Here is a 16,964-nt window from a genome sequence, read left to right as displayed (position 1 = left end):
CATGGAGATGATCGACAATCTGATCAAGCAGGTCAGCCGTGGTGAGCGGGTGAAGTACCTGCCGTTCTGGGGGCACCGGCCGCAGCCGGACGGCAGGCTCGGCCCGAGCTGCCTGAGCCAGTGGTGGCCCTCTGCCTTCACTGTCGGTGACGTCCGTTATGCGACCGCGGAACACTGGATGATGGCCGGCAAGGCCCGGCTGTTCGGGGACGCCGAGGCGGAGCGCGCCGCGGTGGCCGCGAAGAGCCCGGCGGCCGCGAAGAAGGTCGGCCGGCTCGTGCGCGGCTTCGACGACGCGATATGGGAGCGGGAGCGCTTCGCCCTGGTGGTCGAGGGCAGCGTGCACAAGTTCGGCTCCGACCCGGCGCTGCGCGCGTACCTGCTGGGCACGGGGAGCCGGGTGCTGGTGGAGGCGAGCCCGATGGACCGGATCTGGGGCATCGGACTGGCCGCCGACGACGACCGCGCCCTGAACCCGGTGCGCTGGCGCGGGCTGAACCTGCTGGGCTTCGCCCTGATGGAGGCCCGCGAGCGGCTGCGCGAGGACGCCGCGTGACAGAGCGGCGCCGGGTCGCCCCGGTCGTCGTCCGGAGTGCGGCTGCCCCGGACGCGGTCGGACTCATCCGGGATCCGCTCTCGCGCGGTACGGACGGCGCGTCGGTGATGGTGCCCGCGCTGCTGAGTAATTGCGTGGTGGATCCCGGGCCCGCCGCCTAACGTGTTCCTCGTCCAGGTGCGAAGGCGAGACCTACTTCGACTCATAATCGGGCGGCCGCGGGTTCGAGTCCCGTCACCGGCTTCGGGCCGGTGTAGCTCAGCTGGTAGAGCACCTTGTGGTTTCGCCGGCCTTGTTCTCTGGACACTTGACGTCACGCACCTCCCGGTGCGCGGGCTGCGGCTCCTTCCCTTTCAGAGAATCCAGGCCGCCGCCACCTTGACCTCGGGAGGCACGCGTGCGGGATGCCCGGTGCGCAGGCAACGGTTACTTCTTCGGATCAGCTGGTTGCGGGTTCAAGTCCCGCCCGGCCACGGCCGGTAGCTCAATGGATCAGAGCAGCTGACACAAGTCCGTCGCCGACTTCCGATCTCGGGCATCCCGCACGTCACGCCTCCCCCGTTCGCTTTGAATTCGGGGGGATTCACATGGCTCGTTTCAACCTGCGCGCGTCCAGGCCGGCGCCCGTCGCGCCCACCTCGCCCGTCCGCTCGGCCGGGCGCGCCCGCACCGCTCAGGGCGGCCCCGGCCACCTGCGCGACCCGCGCTCCGAGCTCTTCCTGCTCGCCGTCGCCAACTTCGTGACGCAGCAGAGCGCGTACGAGAGCGGCGAGGCGCGCGACAACCGCTTCGCTGCGCTCGTACGCACCCTCGCCGTCGAGGATCCCGTGTGGACCGCCGGTCTGCTGGGCTGGCTCCGCGGCGACGCGAACATGCGGACCGCCTCGCTCGTCGGCGCCGCCGAGTACGTGAAGGCACGGCTCGACGCGGGCGCCACCGACGGGCCTTCAAACCGCGGGGTCGTGGACTCGGTGCTGCGGCGCGCGGACGAGCCCGGTGAGCTGCTGGCCTACTGGACGGCGACGTACGGGCGGAACGTGCCCAAGCCCGTCAAGCGCGGCATCGCCGACGCCGTGCGCCGCCTCTACTCCGGCACCTCGCTGCTGAAGTACGACACCGACTCCAAGGCCTACCGCTTCGGCGACGTCCTCAACCTCGTGCACGCCTCCCCCGACCCGGCCAAGCCGTGGCAGGGCGAGTTGTTCCGCCACGCCCTCGACCGCAGGCACAACCCGGACAGCGCGGAGGTCCCCGCGGGCAACCGGACCCTCGCCGCGCACCGGGCGCTGATGGAGCTGCCGGTGGAGCAGCGGCGCGCCGTGGTCACCGCACCGGACGCCGCCGAGCGGCTCGCGGAGGCGGGCATGACCTGGGAGGCGCTGGCCGGCTGGCTGCAGGGGCCGATGGACGCGGCCGCCTGGGAGGCGGTCATCCCGTCCATGGGCGCGATGGCTCTGCTGCGCAACCTGCGCAACTTCGACCAGGCCGGGGTATCGGACGCGGTCGCCGCCCGGGTCGCGGCGAAGATCTCCGGCCCGGAGGCCGTCGCCCGGTCCCGGCAGTTCCCCTTCCGCTACCTGGCGGCCTATCAGCACGCGCCCTCGCTGCGCTGGGCGTATCCCCTGGAGCAGGCGCTCGGCCACTCACTGGCCAACGTACCGGCGCTGCCCGGGCGGACACTGGTCCTCGTCGACCGGTCCGGGTCGATGTGGACTCCGCTGTCGGACCGTTCCAAGCTCAACCGTGCGGACGCCGCGGCCGTCTTCGGCGCGGCTCTGGCACTGCGGGCCGAGCAGGCCGACCTGGTGCAGTTCGGCACGACCAGCGAGGCCGTCCGGTGCCGCCGGGGCGAGTCCGTGCTGAAGGTGCTGGAGCGGTTCGGGCATCTCGGCGGGACCTACACGGCCGAGGCCGTGAAGAAGCACTACCGGGGCCACGACCGGGTGCTGATCGTCACCGACGAGCAGGCCGCCTACGGCCACGGCGGCGACCCGACGGCCGAGGTGCCGTCCACGGTCCCGGTCTACACCTGGAACCTGGCCGGCTACCGGGTGGGGCACGCGCCCTCGGGCACCGCGAACCGGCACACCTTCGGCGGGCTCACGGACGGAGCCTTCCGGATGGTGTCCCTGATCGAGGCGGGCCTGGACGCCGACTGGCCGTGGGCCTCCTGAGGCGGCCCCGTCAGACCTTCTCGCGCACCTGCGAGTTGTCGTACGGGCTGTCGTAGCGCGAGTCCTCGCCCGGCCCCTCGTCCATGAGGCCGGCGAACATGACCACGAGGAGCAGGGCGCCCAGCACGATGCCGATCGAGCCCAGGATGATGCCGGCGAGCGCCATCCCGCCGTTGTCGGCCTCGCCGCGGCTCGCCTTGCCGCGGCCCAGGGTGCCGAAGACGACCGCGGCTATGCCGAGGGCGATGGCGAAGAAGCTGGTGAAGCAGCCGACGACCGAAAGGATCCCGAGGACGAGCGCGGTGGTGCCCTGGCCATTGCTGCGCCGGGCCCCGTAGGGCGGGTAGGCGCCCTGGCCGGGGTATCCCTGGTACCCGGGATAGCCGGGAGGACCGGGGTATCCCGCGTCGCCGGGGTATCCGTAGCCGGGCTGGGCCGGATACCCGTACACCGCCGACGCGGGCTGCCCGGTCGTCGGCGTCGTCGGTATCGGGGCCGTCGTCGGCATCGGATTCTGCGTCGGTATCGGGTTCTGGGGCGGTGCGGACGGCGGGATCCGGTCGCCCGGCATTCCGGCGAGCGTCGGCTGGTCGTGCACGGACGGCGGGCCCGACACGCCCGGTGTGCCCTGCGGACCCTGCGCCTTGCCCAGCTCGACCGCCGGCCGCTCCGGCGGCGCCCACGGGTCGCGCGGCTCGGGACTGCTGTCGTTCATACGGAGCCCCCCTCTCGTACAGCCATGCTAAGCGCTGCCACCGACAGTCACGGGCGTGCCTACGATGAATCCCCAACCGCACGCACCCGCGTCCTCCCGGAGGCACTCCCCATGACCGACCTGCACCCCTTCATCGCGGGGCTGCCCAAGGCCGAACTGCACGTCCACCACGTCGGCTCGGCATCCCCTCGCATCGTGGCCGAGCTCGCCTCGCGGCACCCCGATTCGAAGGTCCCCACCGACCCCGAGGCCATTGCCGACTACTTCACCTTCACCGACTTCGCCCACTTCATCGAGGTCTACCTGTCGGTGGTCGACCTGGTCCGCACCCCGGACGACGTCCGCACCCTGACCTTCGAAGTCGCCCGCGACATGGCCCGGCAGAACATCCGCTACGCCGAGCTGACCATCACCCCGTACTCCTCCACCCGCCGCGGCATCGACGAGAAGGCCTTCATGGAGGCCATCGAGGACGCCCGCAGGGCCGCCGAGGCCGAACTCGGCGTCATCCTGCGCTGGTGCTTCGACATCCCCGGCGAGGCCGGCCTGGAGGCCGCCGCCGAGACCGCCCGGCTCGCTGTCGACCACCGCCCCGAGGGCCTGGTCTCCTTCGGTCTCGGCGGCCCCGAGATCGGCGTGCCGCGCCCGCAGTTCAAGCCGTACTTCGACGCGGCCCGCGCCGCCGGCCTGCACAGCGTCCCGCACGCCGGCGAGACCACCGGCCCGGAGACGATCTGGGACGCCATCCGCGAGCTGGGCGCCGAGCGCATCGGCCACGGCACCAGCGCCACCCAGGACCCGGAGCTGCTCGCGTACCTCGCCGAGCACCGGATCGCGCTGGAGGTCTGCCCGACCTCCAACATCGCCACCCGTGCGGTGACCGACCTCGACCAGCACCCGGTCAAGGAGATGGTCGCGGCGGGCGTGCTCGTCACCATCAACAGCGACGACCCGCCGATGTTCGGCTCCGACCTCAACAACGAGTACGCGGTGGCCGCACGCCTCCTCGATCTCGACGAGCGCGGACTCGCGCAGCTCGCCAAGAACGCCGTCGAGGCCTCCTTCCTGGACCCGGCCGGCAAGGCGAAGCTGACCGCCGAGATCGACACGTACACGGCCGAATGGCTCGCGCGCTGACGTCTGCCGGCAACGCGCCCCCGACAATGGGGACATGAGCACTCTGACTGCCGTCGGCCACCGCGGCGATCCCTACCGTGTCCGTGAGAACACCCTGGCTTCGATCCGCTCCGCGTTCGCGCGCGGGGCGGACGCCGTCGAGATCGACGTACGGCTCACCCGTGACGGAGTGCCGGTCCTGCTCCACGACGAAACGCTCCTGCGGCTGTGGGGCCACGACGTGCGCCTCGGCGACGTGACGGCCCCGCAGCTGAAGGAGCTCACGCAGGGCGGGGTTCCCACGCTGCACGACGCCCTGCTGGCCGCCGGGCCGGGCCGGCTGATGCTCGATCTCCCGGGCGCCACCTTCGAATCGGTGCGCACGGTCGTGGACCAGGTCCGCGAATGCGGGGCGCGCGAGCGGACGTTCTACTGCGCGGGCCCGAACACGATGCTGGCGGTCCGCGCCGCCGACCCGGCCGCGGAGATCGCGCTGACCTGGACCACGCTGTCGCCGCCGCGGCGGGTGCTGATCGACGCCGTGGCGCCGCGCTGGCTCAACTACCGCTTCGGGCTGGTGAGCCGGGAGCTGGTGGACGCGCTCCACCGGGACGGCCTGCTGGTGTCGGCGTGGACCGCGGACACCAGGCGGACGATGAAGGGCCTCCTCACGGCGGGGGTCGATTCGATCACCACGAACCGGCTGGACGCACTGGCGGCCGTGCGGGCCGGCCTCGGACGGTGATACGGGGCTTCCGGGAAGGAATGCGCGGCGCGGATCCGCGGTGGCAGGACCTGGGCCTGACCCTGCTGGTGCAGCTGGCCGTCACGATGCCGTTCGTCGTGCCCCGGGCCCCGGAGCTCCCGGCCGCGACCTGGTCCTCGTACGCCATGACCACGGCCGCCGTGCTGCCGCTGGTCTGGCGGCGCCGGGCGCCGGTCACCGTGCTCGCCGCGATCGTGACCCTCGGAGGGGTCTACAAGGTCGCCTTCGACGGTCCCGGCCAGCCGCTGCCGTACGCGGGCCTCATCGCCTTCTACACCGTGGCCCTGCAGTGCACCCCTCGGGTCCGCGCGGCCGTGGGACTGGCCACCGTGGTGGCGCTCGCGCTGTCAGTGGGCTGGGAGACGGGGACGGCGCGGGAGCTGCTGTTCACCCTCTTCGTCTCGGCGGCGGCCTACGCCCTGGGGCGGCTCCAGCACACGCGGCAGGCCTACACCGAGGCCCTCCTGGCCCGCGCAGCCGAGCTGGAGCGGGCCAACCGGATCGAGGCCGAGCAGGCGGCCGCGCGCGAACGGGCCAGGATCGCGCGGGAGATGCACGACATCCTCTCGCACGCCGTCAGCATCATGATCGTGCAGGCGGAGGCCGGTCCGGTGGCCGTGCGCAGGGCCCCGGAGCGCGCCGAGGCGGCCTTCGAGGCGATCGCGGAGACGGGCCGGGACGCGATGGGGCAGCTGCGCGCGATGCTGGGCGTCCTGCGCACCGACGAAACGGCGCCCAGGAGCCCGCAGCCGGGGATCGCCGGGCTGCCGGAGCTGGTGGACCGGGTCCGGGCCGGCGGTCTTCGGGTGTCGTACGAGCGGACCGGCACGGTGCGCGAACTGCCGGCCGCGGTGGGTACGACGGTGCACCGGGTGGTGCAGGAGGCGCTGACCAATGTGGTCAGGCACGCGGGGGCTTCGACGGTCCGGGTGATGCTCGCGTACGGACCGGATTCGCTCACGGTGGAGGTGACGGACGACGGGCGGGGTCCCGGCCGCGGGGTGCCCGGCGGGGCCCCGGGCGGGCACGGCCTGATCGGGATCCGCGAGCGGGCGGCGGCGCACGGCGGGACGGCGTGGACCGGTCCGGGCCCGGAGGGACGGGGGTACGCGGTGCGGGTGGTCCTTGTAACCTCGCCGCTGGAGGTGGGGAATTGACGATCCGTGTGGTGGTGGCCGACGACCAGGAGCTGGTGCGCAGCGGGTTCGCGATGATCCTGGACGCCCAGGAGGACATCGAGGTCGTTGCGGAGGCCGGGGACGGCGCGGCGGCGGTCGACGCCGTGGCCCGGCTCGCGCCGGACGTGGCGCTGCTGGACATCCGGATGCCGGTGCTGGACGGGATCGAGGCGTGCCGGAAGATCTGCGCCGGGAGCGCGTGCCGAACGGTGATGCTGACGACCTTCGACTCGGACGAGTACGTGTACGAGGCGCTGCACGCGGGGGCGAGCGGGTTCCTGCTGAAGGACGTGCGGCGGGACGATCTGGTGCACGCGGTACGGGTGGTGGCGGCGGGCGATTCCCTGCTGGCACCCTCGGTGGCACGGCGGCTGATCGAGGAGTACACGGCGGTGACGGGCGCGGCGCGGGCCGTCCTCCCGGCTGACCGGCTGGCGGGGCTGACGGCGCGGGAGCGGGAGACCCTGCTGCATCTGGGGCGGGGGCTGTCGAACGCGGAGATCGCGGCGGCGCTGGTGGTGAGCGAGCACACGGTGAAGTCGCATGTGGGGAACGTGCTGGCGAAGCTGGGGCTGCGGGACCGGATCCAGGCGGTGATCTGCGCGTACGAGACGGGCCTCATCACGGCGGGTACTCCCTCCGGGGAGTGAGAGGACGGCGTGTCGCATCCCTCGCGCCGGTGAGTTGTCGTACCGGTGAAGACCCCTCTCGCTGGTGATCCGCAACTACCCCTGTGAGCAGGAGCATTGAGTCATCGGGCCACGGTGGCCCGGTGAACTCACGGGGGATTTCGCCATGAACACTCGTACGCGCATGCTGATCGCCACCGCCCTGGTCCTGGGTATCGCTTCGGGACCGGTCGTCGCCCACGCTGCTCCGGCTCCCGGCCCGGTGGGCGCCGCCACGCGGGTCGTCTCGGCCCCGCCGAACACGGCGGCTCTGGAGCGGGCGATCGCCGGCCTCGGCGCGGAGCACAGGGACGCGACGGCCGCGCTGGTCCGGGTGGGCGGTACAAGCGGTGGCTGGCACGGCAGTTCCGGTGTCGCGGACGTCGTCACCGAGCGGGAAGCCGTCGAGCAGGGGCGGTTCCGGGCCGGATCGGTGACCAAGGCCTTCACCTCCGCCGTGGTGCTCCAGCTGGCGGCCGAGGGCCGGGTGGACCTGGACCGGCCGGTCCGGCGGTACCTGCCCGGGACGGTCCCCGACGCCTACGGCACGGTCACGGTCCGGCAGTTGCTCAACTACACCAGCGGCATACCGGCCGCGGACGGTCCGGGGGACTCGTTCGAGGCGCAGTGGGAGCACCGCTTCGATGTGACCGACCCGCACGATCAGCTGGCCGACGCCTTCGCGAAGAAGCCCGAGTTCACCCCGGGCTCGGCCCAGCACTACCTGAACATCAACTACACGGTGCTGGGGGTGCTCATCGAGAAGGTGACGGGCATTCCGTACGAGGAGGCGGTCGCCCGCCGGATCCTCCGGCCGCTGGGTCTGCGTCAGACCTCCTTCCCCGAGCGGACCCAGACGAGGATCCACGGACCGCACAACCGGGGCTACCAGGCGATACCGAAGGCGGACGGGTCGCGCGAGCTGCGCGATGTGACCGAGTGGAACTCGTCGGACCGGTGGGCGGCGGGAGACATCATCTCCACCACGGCTGATCTGGAGCGGTTCACCGTGGCCCTGTTCAGCGGCCGGATCGTGCCGAGGGCACAGCTGGAGGAGATGTTCACGGTGCCCGCGGTGAAGAACTTCGTCAACGGGAAGGATGCGACGCTGACGGCAGGTCTGGCCAGGCTCGTGCTGCCGGACGGCACGGTGGCGTGGGGCAAGACGGGTGGCCGGCATGGCTACAACACCGCGATAGGCGCGACGCGCGACCTCTCCCGCACGCTGGTCTACTCGGTCAACTCGACCAACGCGAAGGGAGAGGACACGAACCCGGTGGCGCTCGGCATCGTGATGGCCGCCTTCGCCAAGTAGCCAGTGCGGTCACAGCACTAGGCGGGCATCGCCTCAAGGCGCTTGATCATGCGGTGGAGCACCAGCAGGGGTATCACTCCGAAGACGCCGAACGACATGTCTATGACGCTCCACCAGAAGGGGATCCCGCGGATCGGGCCGCATATCAGGGCCAGGGGTATCACTCCGGCGCATGCGATCATCCCGGCTTCGATGATCCAGATGTTGCGGACCGGGTCGCGGTGGACCCCGTAGAAGAAGACGGCGATGACGAGGTGGGCGAAGGCGAGCCAGTCCGTGCCGTAGAGCAGGAAGGGGTACTCCGCGTCGGCCTGGTTCAGCCCGTCGCCCACGCGTCGCAACCACTCGTTGTCGATCAGGGCATTGGCCCAGCGGAGCTCGCTGACGAGTGGGAAGGCCGTGAGGCCGCTGAGCACCAGGCACATCAGGAACAGGGTCAACCAGGCACGGATCCGCCGCTGAAGGGCGCTTCTCTCGCTCATGGAAGGAAGCCTACGCCTATTTCTGAACACGTTCAGCCAGATTGCTGAACGTGTTCAGTTCGGCTCCGGCTGCTGGTCAGAGCCCGACGATCGCGTTCCAGCGCTTGGCGAGGGAGCGGCGTTCGGCCGAGGAGATGTCCCGCGCCACGACCAGCCTCTTGCGCATGTCCTCGTCCGGGAAGATCAGCGGGTTCTCGGCCAGTTCGGCGGTCTCCCGGTCGTCGGAGGCGGCCAGGACCTCGCGGGCGGCTGGGACGGGGCAGACGTAGTTGACGGAGGCCGCGAGCGAGGCGGCGACCTCCGGGGCGTAGTAGTGGTCGATGAGGGCCTCGGCGTTGGCCTTGTGCCGGGCCAGGTTGGGGACGAGCAGGCTCTCCGCCCAGAGTTCGGCCCCTTCCTCCGGGACGACGAACTCGATGTCCGGGTTGTCGGCCTGGAGCTGGATGGCGTCACCGGAGTAGGCCTGACAGGCCAGGACATCCCCCTTGCTCAGATCGGAGGTGTAGTCGTTGCCGGTGAAGCGGCGGATGTGCTTCTTCTTCACCATGTTCTCGACCTGGTCGCACATCCGGTGGAAGTCGGACTCGGTCCAGCGGGTGACATCCACACCGTTGCCCTGCATGAGCAGGGCGAAGGACTCGTCGAGGCCGGAGAAAAGGGTGACCTTGCCCGCCAGGTCCGGCTGCCACAGGTCCTTCACCGACTTGATCTCCCGGCCCAGGGCCTTGCGGTTGTAGGCGATCCCGGTGATCCCCGACTGCCAGGGGACGGTGTGCAGCCGGCCCGCGTCGAAGGCGGGGGAACGCAGCTGCGGGTCGAGGTGGCGGGTCACGTTGGGCTGCGCCGACCGGTCCAGCTTCTGGGCCCAGCCCAGGTGGACGAAGCGGGCGGCCATCCAGTCGCTGACCACGATCAGGTCGTGGCCGGTCTCCTGGCGGTTCATCAGGGCCGGGCTGACCTTGCCGAAGAACTCGTCGTTGTCGTTGATCTCCTCGGTGTACCGGACCTCGATGCCGGTCTGCTCCGAGAAGGCCTCCAGCGTCGGGCGGCGCTCCTCGTCCTCCTCGTCGGTGTCGATGTAGAGCGGCCAGTTGGAGAAGACGACGCTGCGGTCGCGCTCGGAACGGTCCGGACCCCCGCGTCCCTCCTCGGGAACGTAGGCGGCGGGCACGCCGCAGCCGGCGAGGGCGGCCGTCAGGCCCGCGGCACCGAGGCCGTACAGCGCAGAACGGCGGGAGAAGGCGAGTTCAGGCATGGGCTCAGCCTCGGCGAACGCGAGGGGGCGGGCAATAGACATGTTGTCTACTGCCCGCCCCGTCAACGCTGTGCTGTGATCGATGCGGCCGATCAGCCGTCGAGGGAGGTCATCACGTGCTTGATGCGCGTGTAGTCCTCGAAGCCGTAGGCGGAGAGGTCCTTGCCGTAGCCGGACTTCTTGAAGCCGCCGTGCGGCATCTCGGCGACGAGCGGGATGTGGGTGTTGATCCACACGCAGCCGAAGTCGAGGTTCTTGGACATCCGCATCGCGCGGCCGTGATCCTTGGTCCACACCGAGGAGGCGAGGGCGAACTCGACGCCGTTCGCGTACTCCAGGGCCTGACCCTCGCTCGCGAAGGACTGGACGGTGATGACGGGGCCGAAGACCTCGTTCTGGATGATCTCGTCGTCCTGCTTGAGGCCGGAGACCACGGTCGGGGCGTAGAAGTAGCCCTTCTCGCCAACCTGGTGGCCGCCCGCCTCGACCTTGGCGTGGGCGGGGAGGCGCTCGATGAAGCCCGCGACCTGCTTGAGCTGGTTCGGGTTGTTCAGCGGGCCGTACAGCACGTCCTCGTCGTCCGGCTGACCGGTCTTGGTGTCCGCGGCCGCCTTGGCGAGCGCGGACACGAACTCGTCGTGGATCGACTCGTGCACGAGCACGCGGGTGGCGGCGGTGCAGTCCTGGCCGGCGTTGAAGTAGCCGGCGACCGCGATGTCCTCGACGGCCTTGGCGATGTCGGCGTCCTCGAAGACCACGACCGGGGCCTTGCCGCCGAGCTCCAGGTGGACGCGCTTGACGTCCTTGGAGGCGCTCTCGGCGACCTGCATGCCCGCGCGCACCGAGCCGGTGATGGAGGCCATCGCCGGGGTGGAGTGCTCGACCATGGCCTTGCCGGTCTCGCGGTCACCGCAGATGACGTTGAAGACGCCCTTGGGCAGCACCGAGTCGATGATCTCCGCCATCAGCACGGTGGAGGCCGGGGTGGTGTCCGAGGGCTTGAGCACGACGGTGTTGCCCGCCGCGATGGCCGGGGCGAACTTCCACACGGCCATCATCATCGGGTAGTTCCACGGCGCGACCTGGGCACAGACGCCGACCGGCTCACGGCGGATGATCGAGGTCATCCCCTCCATGTACTCGCCGGCCGAGCGGCCCTCCAGGAGTCGCGCGGCACCCGCGAAGAAGCGGATCTGGTCCACCATCGGCGGCAGCTCCTCGCTGGCCGTGAGGCCCAGCGGCTTGCCGGTGTTCTCCGACTCGGCGGCGACGAGCTCGTCCGCGCGCGCCTCGAAGGCGTCCGCGATCTTCAGCAGTGCCTTCTGGCGCTCCGCGGGGGTGGTGTCGCGCCAGCCCGGGAAGGCGGCCGCGGCGGCGGCCATGGCGGCGTCGACATCGGCCTGGCCCGAGAGCGGGGCGGTGGCGTACGCCTCGCCGGTGGCCGGGTTGACCACCTCGGTGGTCCGCCCGTCAGCGGCGTACTTGAACTCCCCGCCGATGTAGTTGCGCAGACGACGCAGTTCGGTGGTCACTACAGCCACACTCCTGATCACATGTCCAACGATTGAGACAAAAGCCAAGCCTAGCCTCTTGGCGGAGGCTTTCGACAGACCCGGAGGCCACCAACTACGAAATCAGTGAGATCCGAGTCGCCAAACAACGGATTTCATTGATTCCACCTTGCGGAACAGACGACCCTCGTGCAGAGTGAGGCCGTGGTCAGTCGAAGCGCAGATTCCAGGAACAGACAACCGTCCCCTTCGGTCGATGCTGTGTCCCTGGCGATCATCGAGCAACTGCAGGAGGACGGTCGCCGTCCCTACGCCTCGATCGGCAAGGCCGTGGGCCTTTCCGAAGCGGCGGTGCGCCAGCGGGTGCAGAAGCTGCTCGACCAGGGCGTCATGCAGATCGTCGCCGTCACAGACCCGCTCACCGTGGGCCTGCGACGCCAGGCCATGGTCGGCATCAACGTCGAGGGCGACCTCGACCCGGTGGCCGATGCGCTGACCGCCATGGCCGAGTGCGAGTACGTGGTCATGACCGCAGGTTCGTTCGACCTGATGGTGGAGATCGTCTGCGAGGACGACGACCATCTGCTCGAAACGATCAACAAGAAGATCCGCACGCTCCCCGGCGTGCGATCAACCGAAAGCTTCGTTTACCTGAAGCTGAAGAAGCAGACCTACATGTGGGGAACCCGATAACCGTGAGCCAGGACCTCTCCAAGACCGCGTACGACCACCTGTGGATGCACTTCACCCGCATGTCGTCCTACGAGAACTCCCCCGTCCCCACCATCGTCCGGGGCGAGGGCACCTACATCTGGGACGACAAGGGCAAGCGCTACCTCGACGGTCTCGCCGGCCTGTTCGTGGTCAACGCCGGTCACGGCCGCAAGGAGCTGGCCGAGGTCGCTTACAAGCAGGCTCAGGAACTCGCGTTCTTCCCCATCTGGTCGTACGCGCACCCCAAGGCCGTCGAGCTCGCCGAGCGCCTCGCCCACTACGCCCCCGGTGACCTGAACAAGGTCTTCTTCACCACGGGTGGCGGCGAGGCCGTCGAGACCGCCTGGAAGCTCGCGAAGCAGTACTTCAAGCTCCAGGGCAAGCACACCAAGTACAAGGTCATCTCGCGTGCGGTCGCCTACCACGGCACCCCGCAGGGCGCCCTGTCGATCACCGGCCTGCCGGCCCTGAAGGCCCCCTTCGAGCCGCTGGTACCCGGTGCGCACAAGGTGCCGAACACCAACATCTACCGTGCCCCGATCTACGGCGACGACCCCGAGGCCTACGGCCGCTGGTGCGCCGACCAGATCGAGCAGGAGATCCTCTTCGAGGGCGCCGACACCGTCGCCGCCGTCTTCCTGGAGCCGGTGCAGAACGCCGGCGGCTGCTTCCCGCCGCCGCCCGGGTACTTCCAGCGGGTCCGCGAGATCTGCGACGAGTACGACGTCCTGCTCGTCTCCGACGAGACGATCTGCGCGTTCGGCCGCCTCGGCACGATGTTCGCCTGCGACAAGTTCGACTACGTGCCGGACATGATCACCTGCGCCAAGGGCATGACCTCGGGCTACTCCCCGATCGGCGCCTGCATCATCTCCGACCGCCTCGCGGAGCCCTTCTACAAGGGCGACAACACCTTCCTGCACGGCTACACCTTCGGCGGCCACCCGGTCTCCTCGGCGGTGGCGCTGGCCAACCTCGACATCTTCGACAAGGAAGGCCTCAACCAGCACGTGCTGGACCACGAGGACGCCTTCTTCTCGACCCTGAAGAAGCTGCACGACCTGCCCATCGTCGGCGACGTCCGCGGCAACGGCTTCTTCTACGGCATCGAGCTCGTCAAGGACAAGAGCACCAAGGAGTCCTTCACGGACGAGGAGACGGAGCGCGTGCTCTACGGCTTCCTCTCCAAGGCGCTCTTCGAGAACGGCCTGTACTGCCGGGCCGACGACCGCGGTGACCCGGTCATCCAGCTCGCGCCGCCGCTGATCGCGGACCAGGGCACCTTCGACGAGATCGAAGGCATCCTGCGCTCGGTGCTCACCGAGGCATGGACCAAGCTGTAGCCGGACCGTAGATCGTCCGAGCCGCGACAGTCCAACCGCACGGCCCGGATCCTCCGTTCGAGTGAGAACGCGGGGGTCCGGGCCGTGTGCTGTCACCATCCAAGAGGTTCATCTCTTTACATCTCATTGCGGCGCCAGTGACTTCGAGCGGCTCCGCTTCGTTCCCTCGGACGGAGGTGTACGCCATGGTGGCTCCACCGGACAATGCCCCGCCTGACAATGACGTCCTGTGGGCTCGGTCCCTTCACTACTCCCACGACGGGGCCCCCGCCCTCGTCGAGGTCTCCGTCGGAGTCCGCCAGGGCGAGATCCTCGCCCTTACCGGCCCCCGCGGAAGCGGCAAGACCACCCTGCTCCGCTGCCTGTCCGGGCAGCTGCGGCCCCAGCAGGGCGAGGTCTGGTTCAACAGCGTCCCCGTTCACACCATGGGCACGCTCATCCGCGAACGCCTGCGCCGCGACCGGTTCGGCTGGATCGGCCACGAGCCCCAGCTGCTGCCCGAGCTGAAGGTCTGGGAGAACGCGGCGCTGCCGCTGCTGCTCGCCGGGGCCTCCCACCGCAGCGCCCGCAACGCCGCCTGCGAATGGCTGGACCGCCTCGACATCGGTGGCTTCGCCCGCAAGCGCCCCGGGGCCCTCAGCCGCGCCGAGTGCCAGCGGGTCGCCCTGGCCCGTGCCCTGGTCAACGAGCCCGCGGTGATCTTCGCCGACGAGCCCACGGCCCCGCTGCACCGGACCGAGCGGGCCCTGCTGCTCCGTACGCTGACCACCGCGGCCCGCTCCCACGACATCACCGTCCTGCTGGCCACCCACGACGAGGCCACCGCCGCCGTCGCGGACCGCCGGATCGCGCTGCTCGACGGCCGCCTCGCGGGGGCCGCGGCCGCCGCCTCCCCCGTCGCCGACACCACGGAGGACCAGGCCGCGTGCTCGCTCTCCGCCTAGCCCGCGGTTCCCGGCCGCTCGTCCAGCTGCGGCGGCTCCTCGTCGCCGCCGCCTCGGCCGGCACCGGCTTCCTGCTGCTCTACGTACTCGCCGGGGCCGTGGCCCAGCCTGCCGGATCGTTCCCTCGCCTGCTGTGGGCCCTGATCCCGCTGGCCGTCACCGTCCACTTCGCCGTCGTCGTGGCCCGGGCCGACCCCGCGACCCAGCCCCGCGAGGGAATGGACGCCGCGGGACTGGGCCCCGTACGGCTCATGCTCGCCGCCGCCATCTCCACCGCCGTCGCCTGCGCCCTGGGCAGCGCCCTGGCCCTGGCCGTCTTCCTCCACCTGCGCGGGGAGCTGGCCGGGCTGCCGTTCGACGGGGCCGGGGCGAAACTGCTCCACGCCGACCAGCCTGTGCCGGTGGCGGGCGCCCTCACCCTGCTGTGCCTGATCCCGGTGACCGCTTCGGCCGCCACCGCCCTCGCGCTGCGCCCGCACCCGCCGCTGGCCCCGCAGAGCGGACTGCCCTGGGGCATCGCGCTGACCGCCTGCGGCCTGGCGGCCCTGGCCTACGCGGGCCGCAGCGGCTCCGGGATGCTCGTCGGCTGGTCGCTGACCGCGATCGGGCTCGCCCTCGCCGGACCGGGGCTCGCCTACGCCTGCGGGAGCCTGGTCCAGGCCGTGCGCCCCGGCGCACTGCGGCTGCTGGCCGGGCGGATCCTCCAGCAGGAAGCCTCCCGGATCGGCCCCTCGCTCGGGGTGCTGTGCTCGGTGACCGCAGGGGGACTGACCGCCCTCGCCCTGCGTGACCGGGGCGGGCTGCCCGTACCGCTGGGCCCGCTGACCGGGCCGGCCGCCGCCCTGGTGACCCTGTGCGCCGCCGCGACCCTTCTCACATCGGTGGTGGAGGCCCGCCGGAGCCGGGAACCCGGACGCACGGCCCTGCTCGACCTCGGCGCCCCCTCCAACGTCCTTCGCAGCGCCGCGAGTCTGCGGGCCACCGCGCTCCTCGCAGTGTGCGTACCCCTGTGCTGGGGTGTGGCGCAGCTGACGTCACTGGCACTGACCCGCTGAGCCGAGCAGCCCTTAGGGTGGGCCGAATGGTCAACCCAGACATCGAGATCGAGACGCTCGCCGAATTCGACCGGGTCGCGGCACGCGGCTCGCTCAGCGGCTACCGGATCCAGTCGGTCAACCTGCTGGAGCGCACCTTCGCGCTGCTGGCGGCCGACACCTCGACGGCCGTGTTCCTGGGCTGCGCGATGGAGCCCGATGCGGCGGTGAAGGTCCGCGCCGACGGCGCGCTGGTCTTCCCGCCCGTACCGGACCTGCCGTTCAACCCGTACCGGGGCCTGCTCTACACGCCGGAGGAGCTCTTCACCGGGCTGCGCGACGGGTACGAGGTCACCCCGGACGCCGAGGCGTACGCCTGGTTCCAGGAGACGAAGTCCGACGGCGACGTCTTCTCCTCGATGCTCCGCTCCATCCACGACGACGCCGTCTCCGACGCCCTCGACGAGCACCTCGCCGGCGTCCCGGTCGTGGGCGTGATGGGCGGCCACGCCCTGGCCCGCGGCGGTACGGACTACCGCGGTGCGGCGGAGCTCGGCCGGGCGCTGACCCGGTCCGGGCTGACGGTGGCCACCGGCGGCGGCCCCGGCGCGATGGAGGCCGCCAACCTGGGCGCCTACCTGGCCCCGGCCCCGGACGACGCCCTCGCGGAGGCCCTGGAGCTGCTGGCCAAGGCCCCTTCCTTCACGCCGTCGGTGTCCGAGTGGGCGCGCGCGGCCTTCGCCGTGCGCGAGCGCTTCCCCGCCGGCGGGGACTCGGTGGGCATCCCGACCTGGTTCTACGGGCACGAGCCGCCGAACGCCTTCGCCGGGCACATCGCGAAGTACTTCGCGAACGCCACCCGTGAGGACGGGCTGCTGGCCCGCTCCACCGCGGGCGTGGTCTTCCTGCCGGGCGCGGCGGGCACGGTCCAGGAAATATTCGACAGCGGGACGCCGAACTACTACGAGTCCCGGGGCGAGCCGGTGCCGATGATCCTGGTCGGCCGCACCCACTGGACCGAACACCTGCCGGCCTGGCCGCTGCTCCAGGCCCTGGCGCGCGGCCGCGCGATGGAGTCCCGGATCGCTCTCGTCGACTCCGTGGACGAGGTCCCGGACGTTCTCGCCTCAATGAGCTGAGCCACGGAAGCAACTACCCGGCCCGTTCTCACGTCTGGTAGAGGTACCGCAAAA

General features: G+C 70.7%; 16 protein-coding genes. 12 read left to right on the top strand and 4 right to left on the bottom strand.

Annotated elements, in window-relative coordinates; all coding sequences use genetic code 11:
• Nucleotide 1: 1 nt before the first annotated feature.
• Both OG444_RS27615 and OG444_RS27610 read left to right on the top strand, forming a co-directional pair.
• A complete protein-coding gene (locus OG444_RS27615) occupies nt 2-556 on the top strand; it encodes an NADAR family protein (RefSeq protein ID WP_327264698.1) in 555 nt (184 codons plus the stop codon).
• A 587-nt stretch (nt 557-1,143) separates the two neighbouring features.
• Nucleotides 1,144-2,730 (top strand): TROVE domain-containing protein, encoded by a 1,587-nt coding sequence (locus tag OG444_RS27610; RefSeq protein ID WP_327264697.1) that lies wholly within the window; start codon nt 1,144-1,146, stop codon nt 2,728-2,730.
• A gap of 10 nt (nt 2,731-2,740) precedes the next feature.
• Here the strand turns inward: OG444_RS27610 and OG444_RS27605 are convergent, their stop codons facing one another.
• Entirely contained in the window at nt 2,741-3,445 is a 705-nt protein-coding gene (locus tag OG444_RS27605) for a DUF4190 domain-containing protein (protein ID WP_327264696.1), read from the bottom strand.
• Nucleotides 3,446-3,556: 111 nt separating this feature from the next.
• Here OG444_RS27605 and OG444_RS27600 point away from each other — a divergent pair, with 111 nt between their 5' ends.
• From OG444_RS27600 to OG444_RS27580, 5 genes are all read left to right on the top strand, one after another.
• Nucleotides 3,557-4,582, top strand: a complete 1,026-nt coding sequence (locus tag OG444_RS27600; protein WP_327264695.1) for an adenosine deaminase — start codon at nt 3,557-3,559, stop codon at nt 4,580-4,582.
• Between the two features lie 34 nt (nt 4,583-4,616).
• A complete protein-coding gene (locus tag OG444_RS27595; RefSeq protein WP_327264694.1) occupies nt 4,617-5,306 on the top strand; it encodes a glycerophosphodiester phosphodiesterase in 690 nt (229 codons plus the stop codon).
• 20 nt (nt 5,307-5,326) lie between these two features.
• The gene (locus OG444_RS27590) at nt 5,327-6,484 is read left to right on the top strand and encodes a sensor histidine kinase (protein ID WP_327264693.1); all 1,158 of its coding nucleotides are present in this window, start codon (nt 5,327-5,329) and stop codon (nt 6,482-6,484) included.
• On the top strand, nt 6,481-7,155 hold the full coding sequence (locus tag OG444_RS27585; protein WP_327264691.1) for a response regulator transcription factor: 675 nt from the start codon (nt 6,481-6,483) through the stop codon (nt 7,153-7,155). Before OG444_RS27590 ends, OG444_RS27585 begins: the two co-directional genes overlap by 4 nt.
• 145 nt (nt 7,156-7,300) lie before the next feature.
• The gene (locus OG444_RS27580) at nt 7,301-8,488 is read left to right on the top strand and encodes a serine hydrolase domain-containing protein (protein WP_327264690.1); all 1,188 of its coding nucleotides are present in this window, start codon (nt 7,301-7,303) and stop codon (nt 8,486-8,488) included.
• A gap of 17 nt (nt 8,489-8,505) precedes the next feature.
• Here the strand turns inward: OG444_RS27580 and OG444_RS27575 are convergent, their stop codons facing one another.
• The 3 genes from OG444_RS27575 to OG444_RS27565 all read right to left on the bottom strand — a co-directional run bounded on the left by OG444_RS27575 (nt 8,506) and on the right by OG444_RS27565 (nt 11,757).
• Entirely contained in the window at nt 8,506-8,970 is a 465-nt protein-coding gene (locus tag OG444_RS27575; protein WP_327264689.1) for a hypothetical protein, read from the bottom strand.
• Between the two features lie 76 nt (nt 8,971-9,046).
• Nucleotides 9,047-10,225 carry a polyamine ABC transporter substrate-binding protein gene (locus OG444_RS27570; protein WP_327264687.1) on the bottom strand — a complete coding sequence of 393 codons (1,179 nt, stop codon included), beginning with the start codon at nt 10,223-10,225 and terminating at the stop codon, nt 9,047-9,049.
• Nucleotides 10,226-10,317: 92 nt separating this feature from the next.
• Complete coding sequence (locus OG444_RS27565) at nt 10,318-11,757, bottom strand: gamma-aminobutyraldehyde dehydrogenase (protein WP_327264686.1); 1,440 nt, start codon at nt 11,755-11,757, stop codon at nt 10,318-10,320.
• 168 nt (nt 11,758-11,925) lie between these two features.
• On the opposite strand from OG444_RS27565, the gene OG444_RS27560 reads away from it, so the two are divergent.
• The 5 genes from OG444_RS27560 (at nt 11,926) to OG444_RS27540 (ending at nt 16,910) form a co-directional block, all read left to right on the top strand.
• On the top strand, nt 11,926-12,429 hold the full coding sequence (locus OG444_RS27560) for an Lrp/AsnC family transcriptional regulator (protein ID WP_327264685.1): 504 nt from the start codon (nt 11,926-11,928) through the stop codon (nt 12,427-12,429).
• Nucleotides 12,414-13,793 (top strand): aspartate aminotransferase family protein, encoded by a 1,380-nt coding sequence (locus tag OG444_RS27555; protein ID WP_327264684.1) that lies wholly within the window; start codon nt 12,414-12,416, stop codon nt 13,791-13,793. The genes OG444_RS27560 and OG444_RS27555 overlap by 16 nt, the downstream gene beginning before the upstream one ends.
• A gap of 185 nt (nt 13,794-13,978) precedes the next feature.
• The gene (locus OG444_RS27550; RefSeq protein WP_327264683.1) at nt 13,979-14,737 is read left to right on the top strand and encodes an ABC transporter ATP-binding protein; all 759 of its coding nucleotides are present in this window, start codon (nt 13,979-13,981) and stop codon (nt 14,735-14,737) included.
• Complete coding sequence (locus OG444_RS27545; protein WP_327264682.1) at nt 14,719-15,792, top strand: hypothetical protein; 1,074 nt, start codon at nt 14,719-14,721, stop codon at nt 15,790-15,792. Before OG444_RS27550 ends, OG444_RS27545 begins: the two co-directional genes overlap by 19 nt.
• 26 nt (nt 15,793-15,818) lie before the next feature.
• On the top strand, nt 15,819-16,910 hold the full coding sequence (locus tag OG444_RS27540) for an LOG family protein (protein WP_327264681.1): 1,092 nt from the start codon (nt 15,819-15,821) through the stop codon (nt 16,908-16,910).
• The last annotated feature ends 54 nt before the right edge of the window (nt 16,911-16,964 follow it).

Origin of the sequence: Streptomyces sp. NBC_01232 (genome assembly GCF_035989885.1) — a bacterium.
Classification (GTDB): domain Bacteria; phylum Actinomycetota; class Actinomycetes; order Streptomycetales; family Streptomycetaceae; genus Streptomyces.
The sequence above is the reverse complement of the archived record's forward strand: the minus strand, read 5'-3'. Positions and strand labels throughout refer to the sequence as shown.

What these genes read in the sequence shown, in the direction of transcription:
- OG444_RS27615 (WP_327264698.1), top strand. Translation starts at nt 2, where the DNA reads ATGGAGATGATCGACAATCTGATCAAGCAGGTCAGCCGTGGTGAGCGG.
- OG444_RS27575 (WP_327264689.1), bottom strand. Translation starts at nt 8,970, where the DNA reads ATGAGCGAGAGAAGCGCCCTTCAGCGGCGGATCCGTGCCTGGTTGACC.
- OG444_RS27580 (WP_327264690.1), top strand. Translation starts at nt 7,301, where the DNA reads ATGAACACTCGTACGCGCATGCTGATCGCCACCGCCCTGGTCCTGGGT.
- OG444_RS27595 (WP_327264694.1), top strand. Translation starts at nt 4,617, where the DNA reads ATGAGCACTCTGACTGCCGTCGGCCACCGCGGCGATCCCTACCGTGTC.
- OG444_RS27590 (WP_327264693.1), top strand. Translation starts at nt 5,327, where the DNA reads ATGCGCGGCGCGGATCCGCGGTGGCAGGACCTGGGCCTGACCCTGCTG.
- OG444_RS27600 (WP_327264695.1), top strand. Translation starts at nt 3,557, where the DNA reads ATGACCGACCTGCACCCCTTCATCGCGGGGCTGCCCAAGGCCGAACTG.
- OG444_RS27610 (WP_327264697.1), top strand. Translation starts at nt 1,144, where the DNA reads ATGGCTCGTTTCAACCTGCGCGCGTCCAGGCCGGCGCCCGTCGCGCCC.
- OG444_RS27605 (WP_327264696.1), bottom strand. Translation starts at nt 3,445, where the DNA reads ATGAACGACAGCAGTCCCGAGCCGCGCGACCCGTGGGCGCCGCCGGAG.
- OG444_RS27570 (WP_327264687.1), bottom strand. Translation starts at nt 10,225, where the DNA reads ATGCCTGAACTCGCCTTCTCCCGCCGTTCTGCGCTGTACGGCCTCGGT.
- OG444_RS27550 (WP_327264683.1), top strand. Translation starts at nt 13,979, where the DNA reads ATGGTGGCTCCACCGGACAATGCCCCGCCTGACAATGACGTCCTGTGG.
- OG444_RS27540 (WP_327264681.1), top strand. Translation starts at nt 15,819, where the DNA reads ATGGTCAACCCAGACATCGAGATCGAGACGCTCGCCGAATTCGACCGG.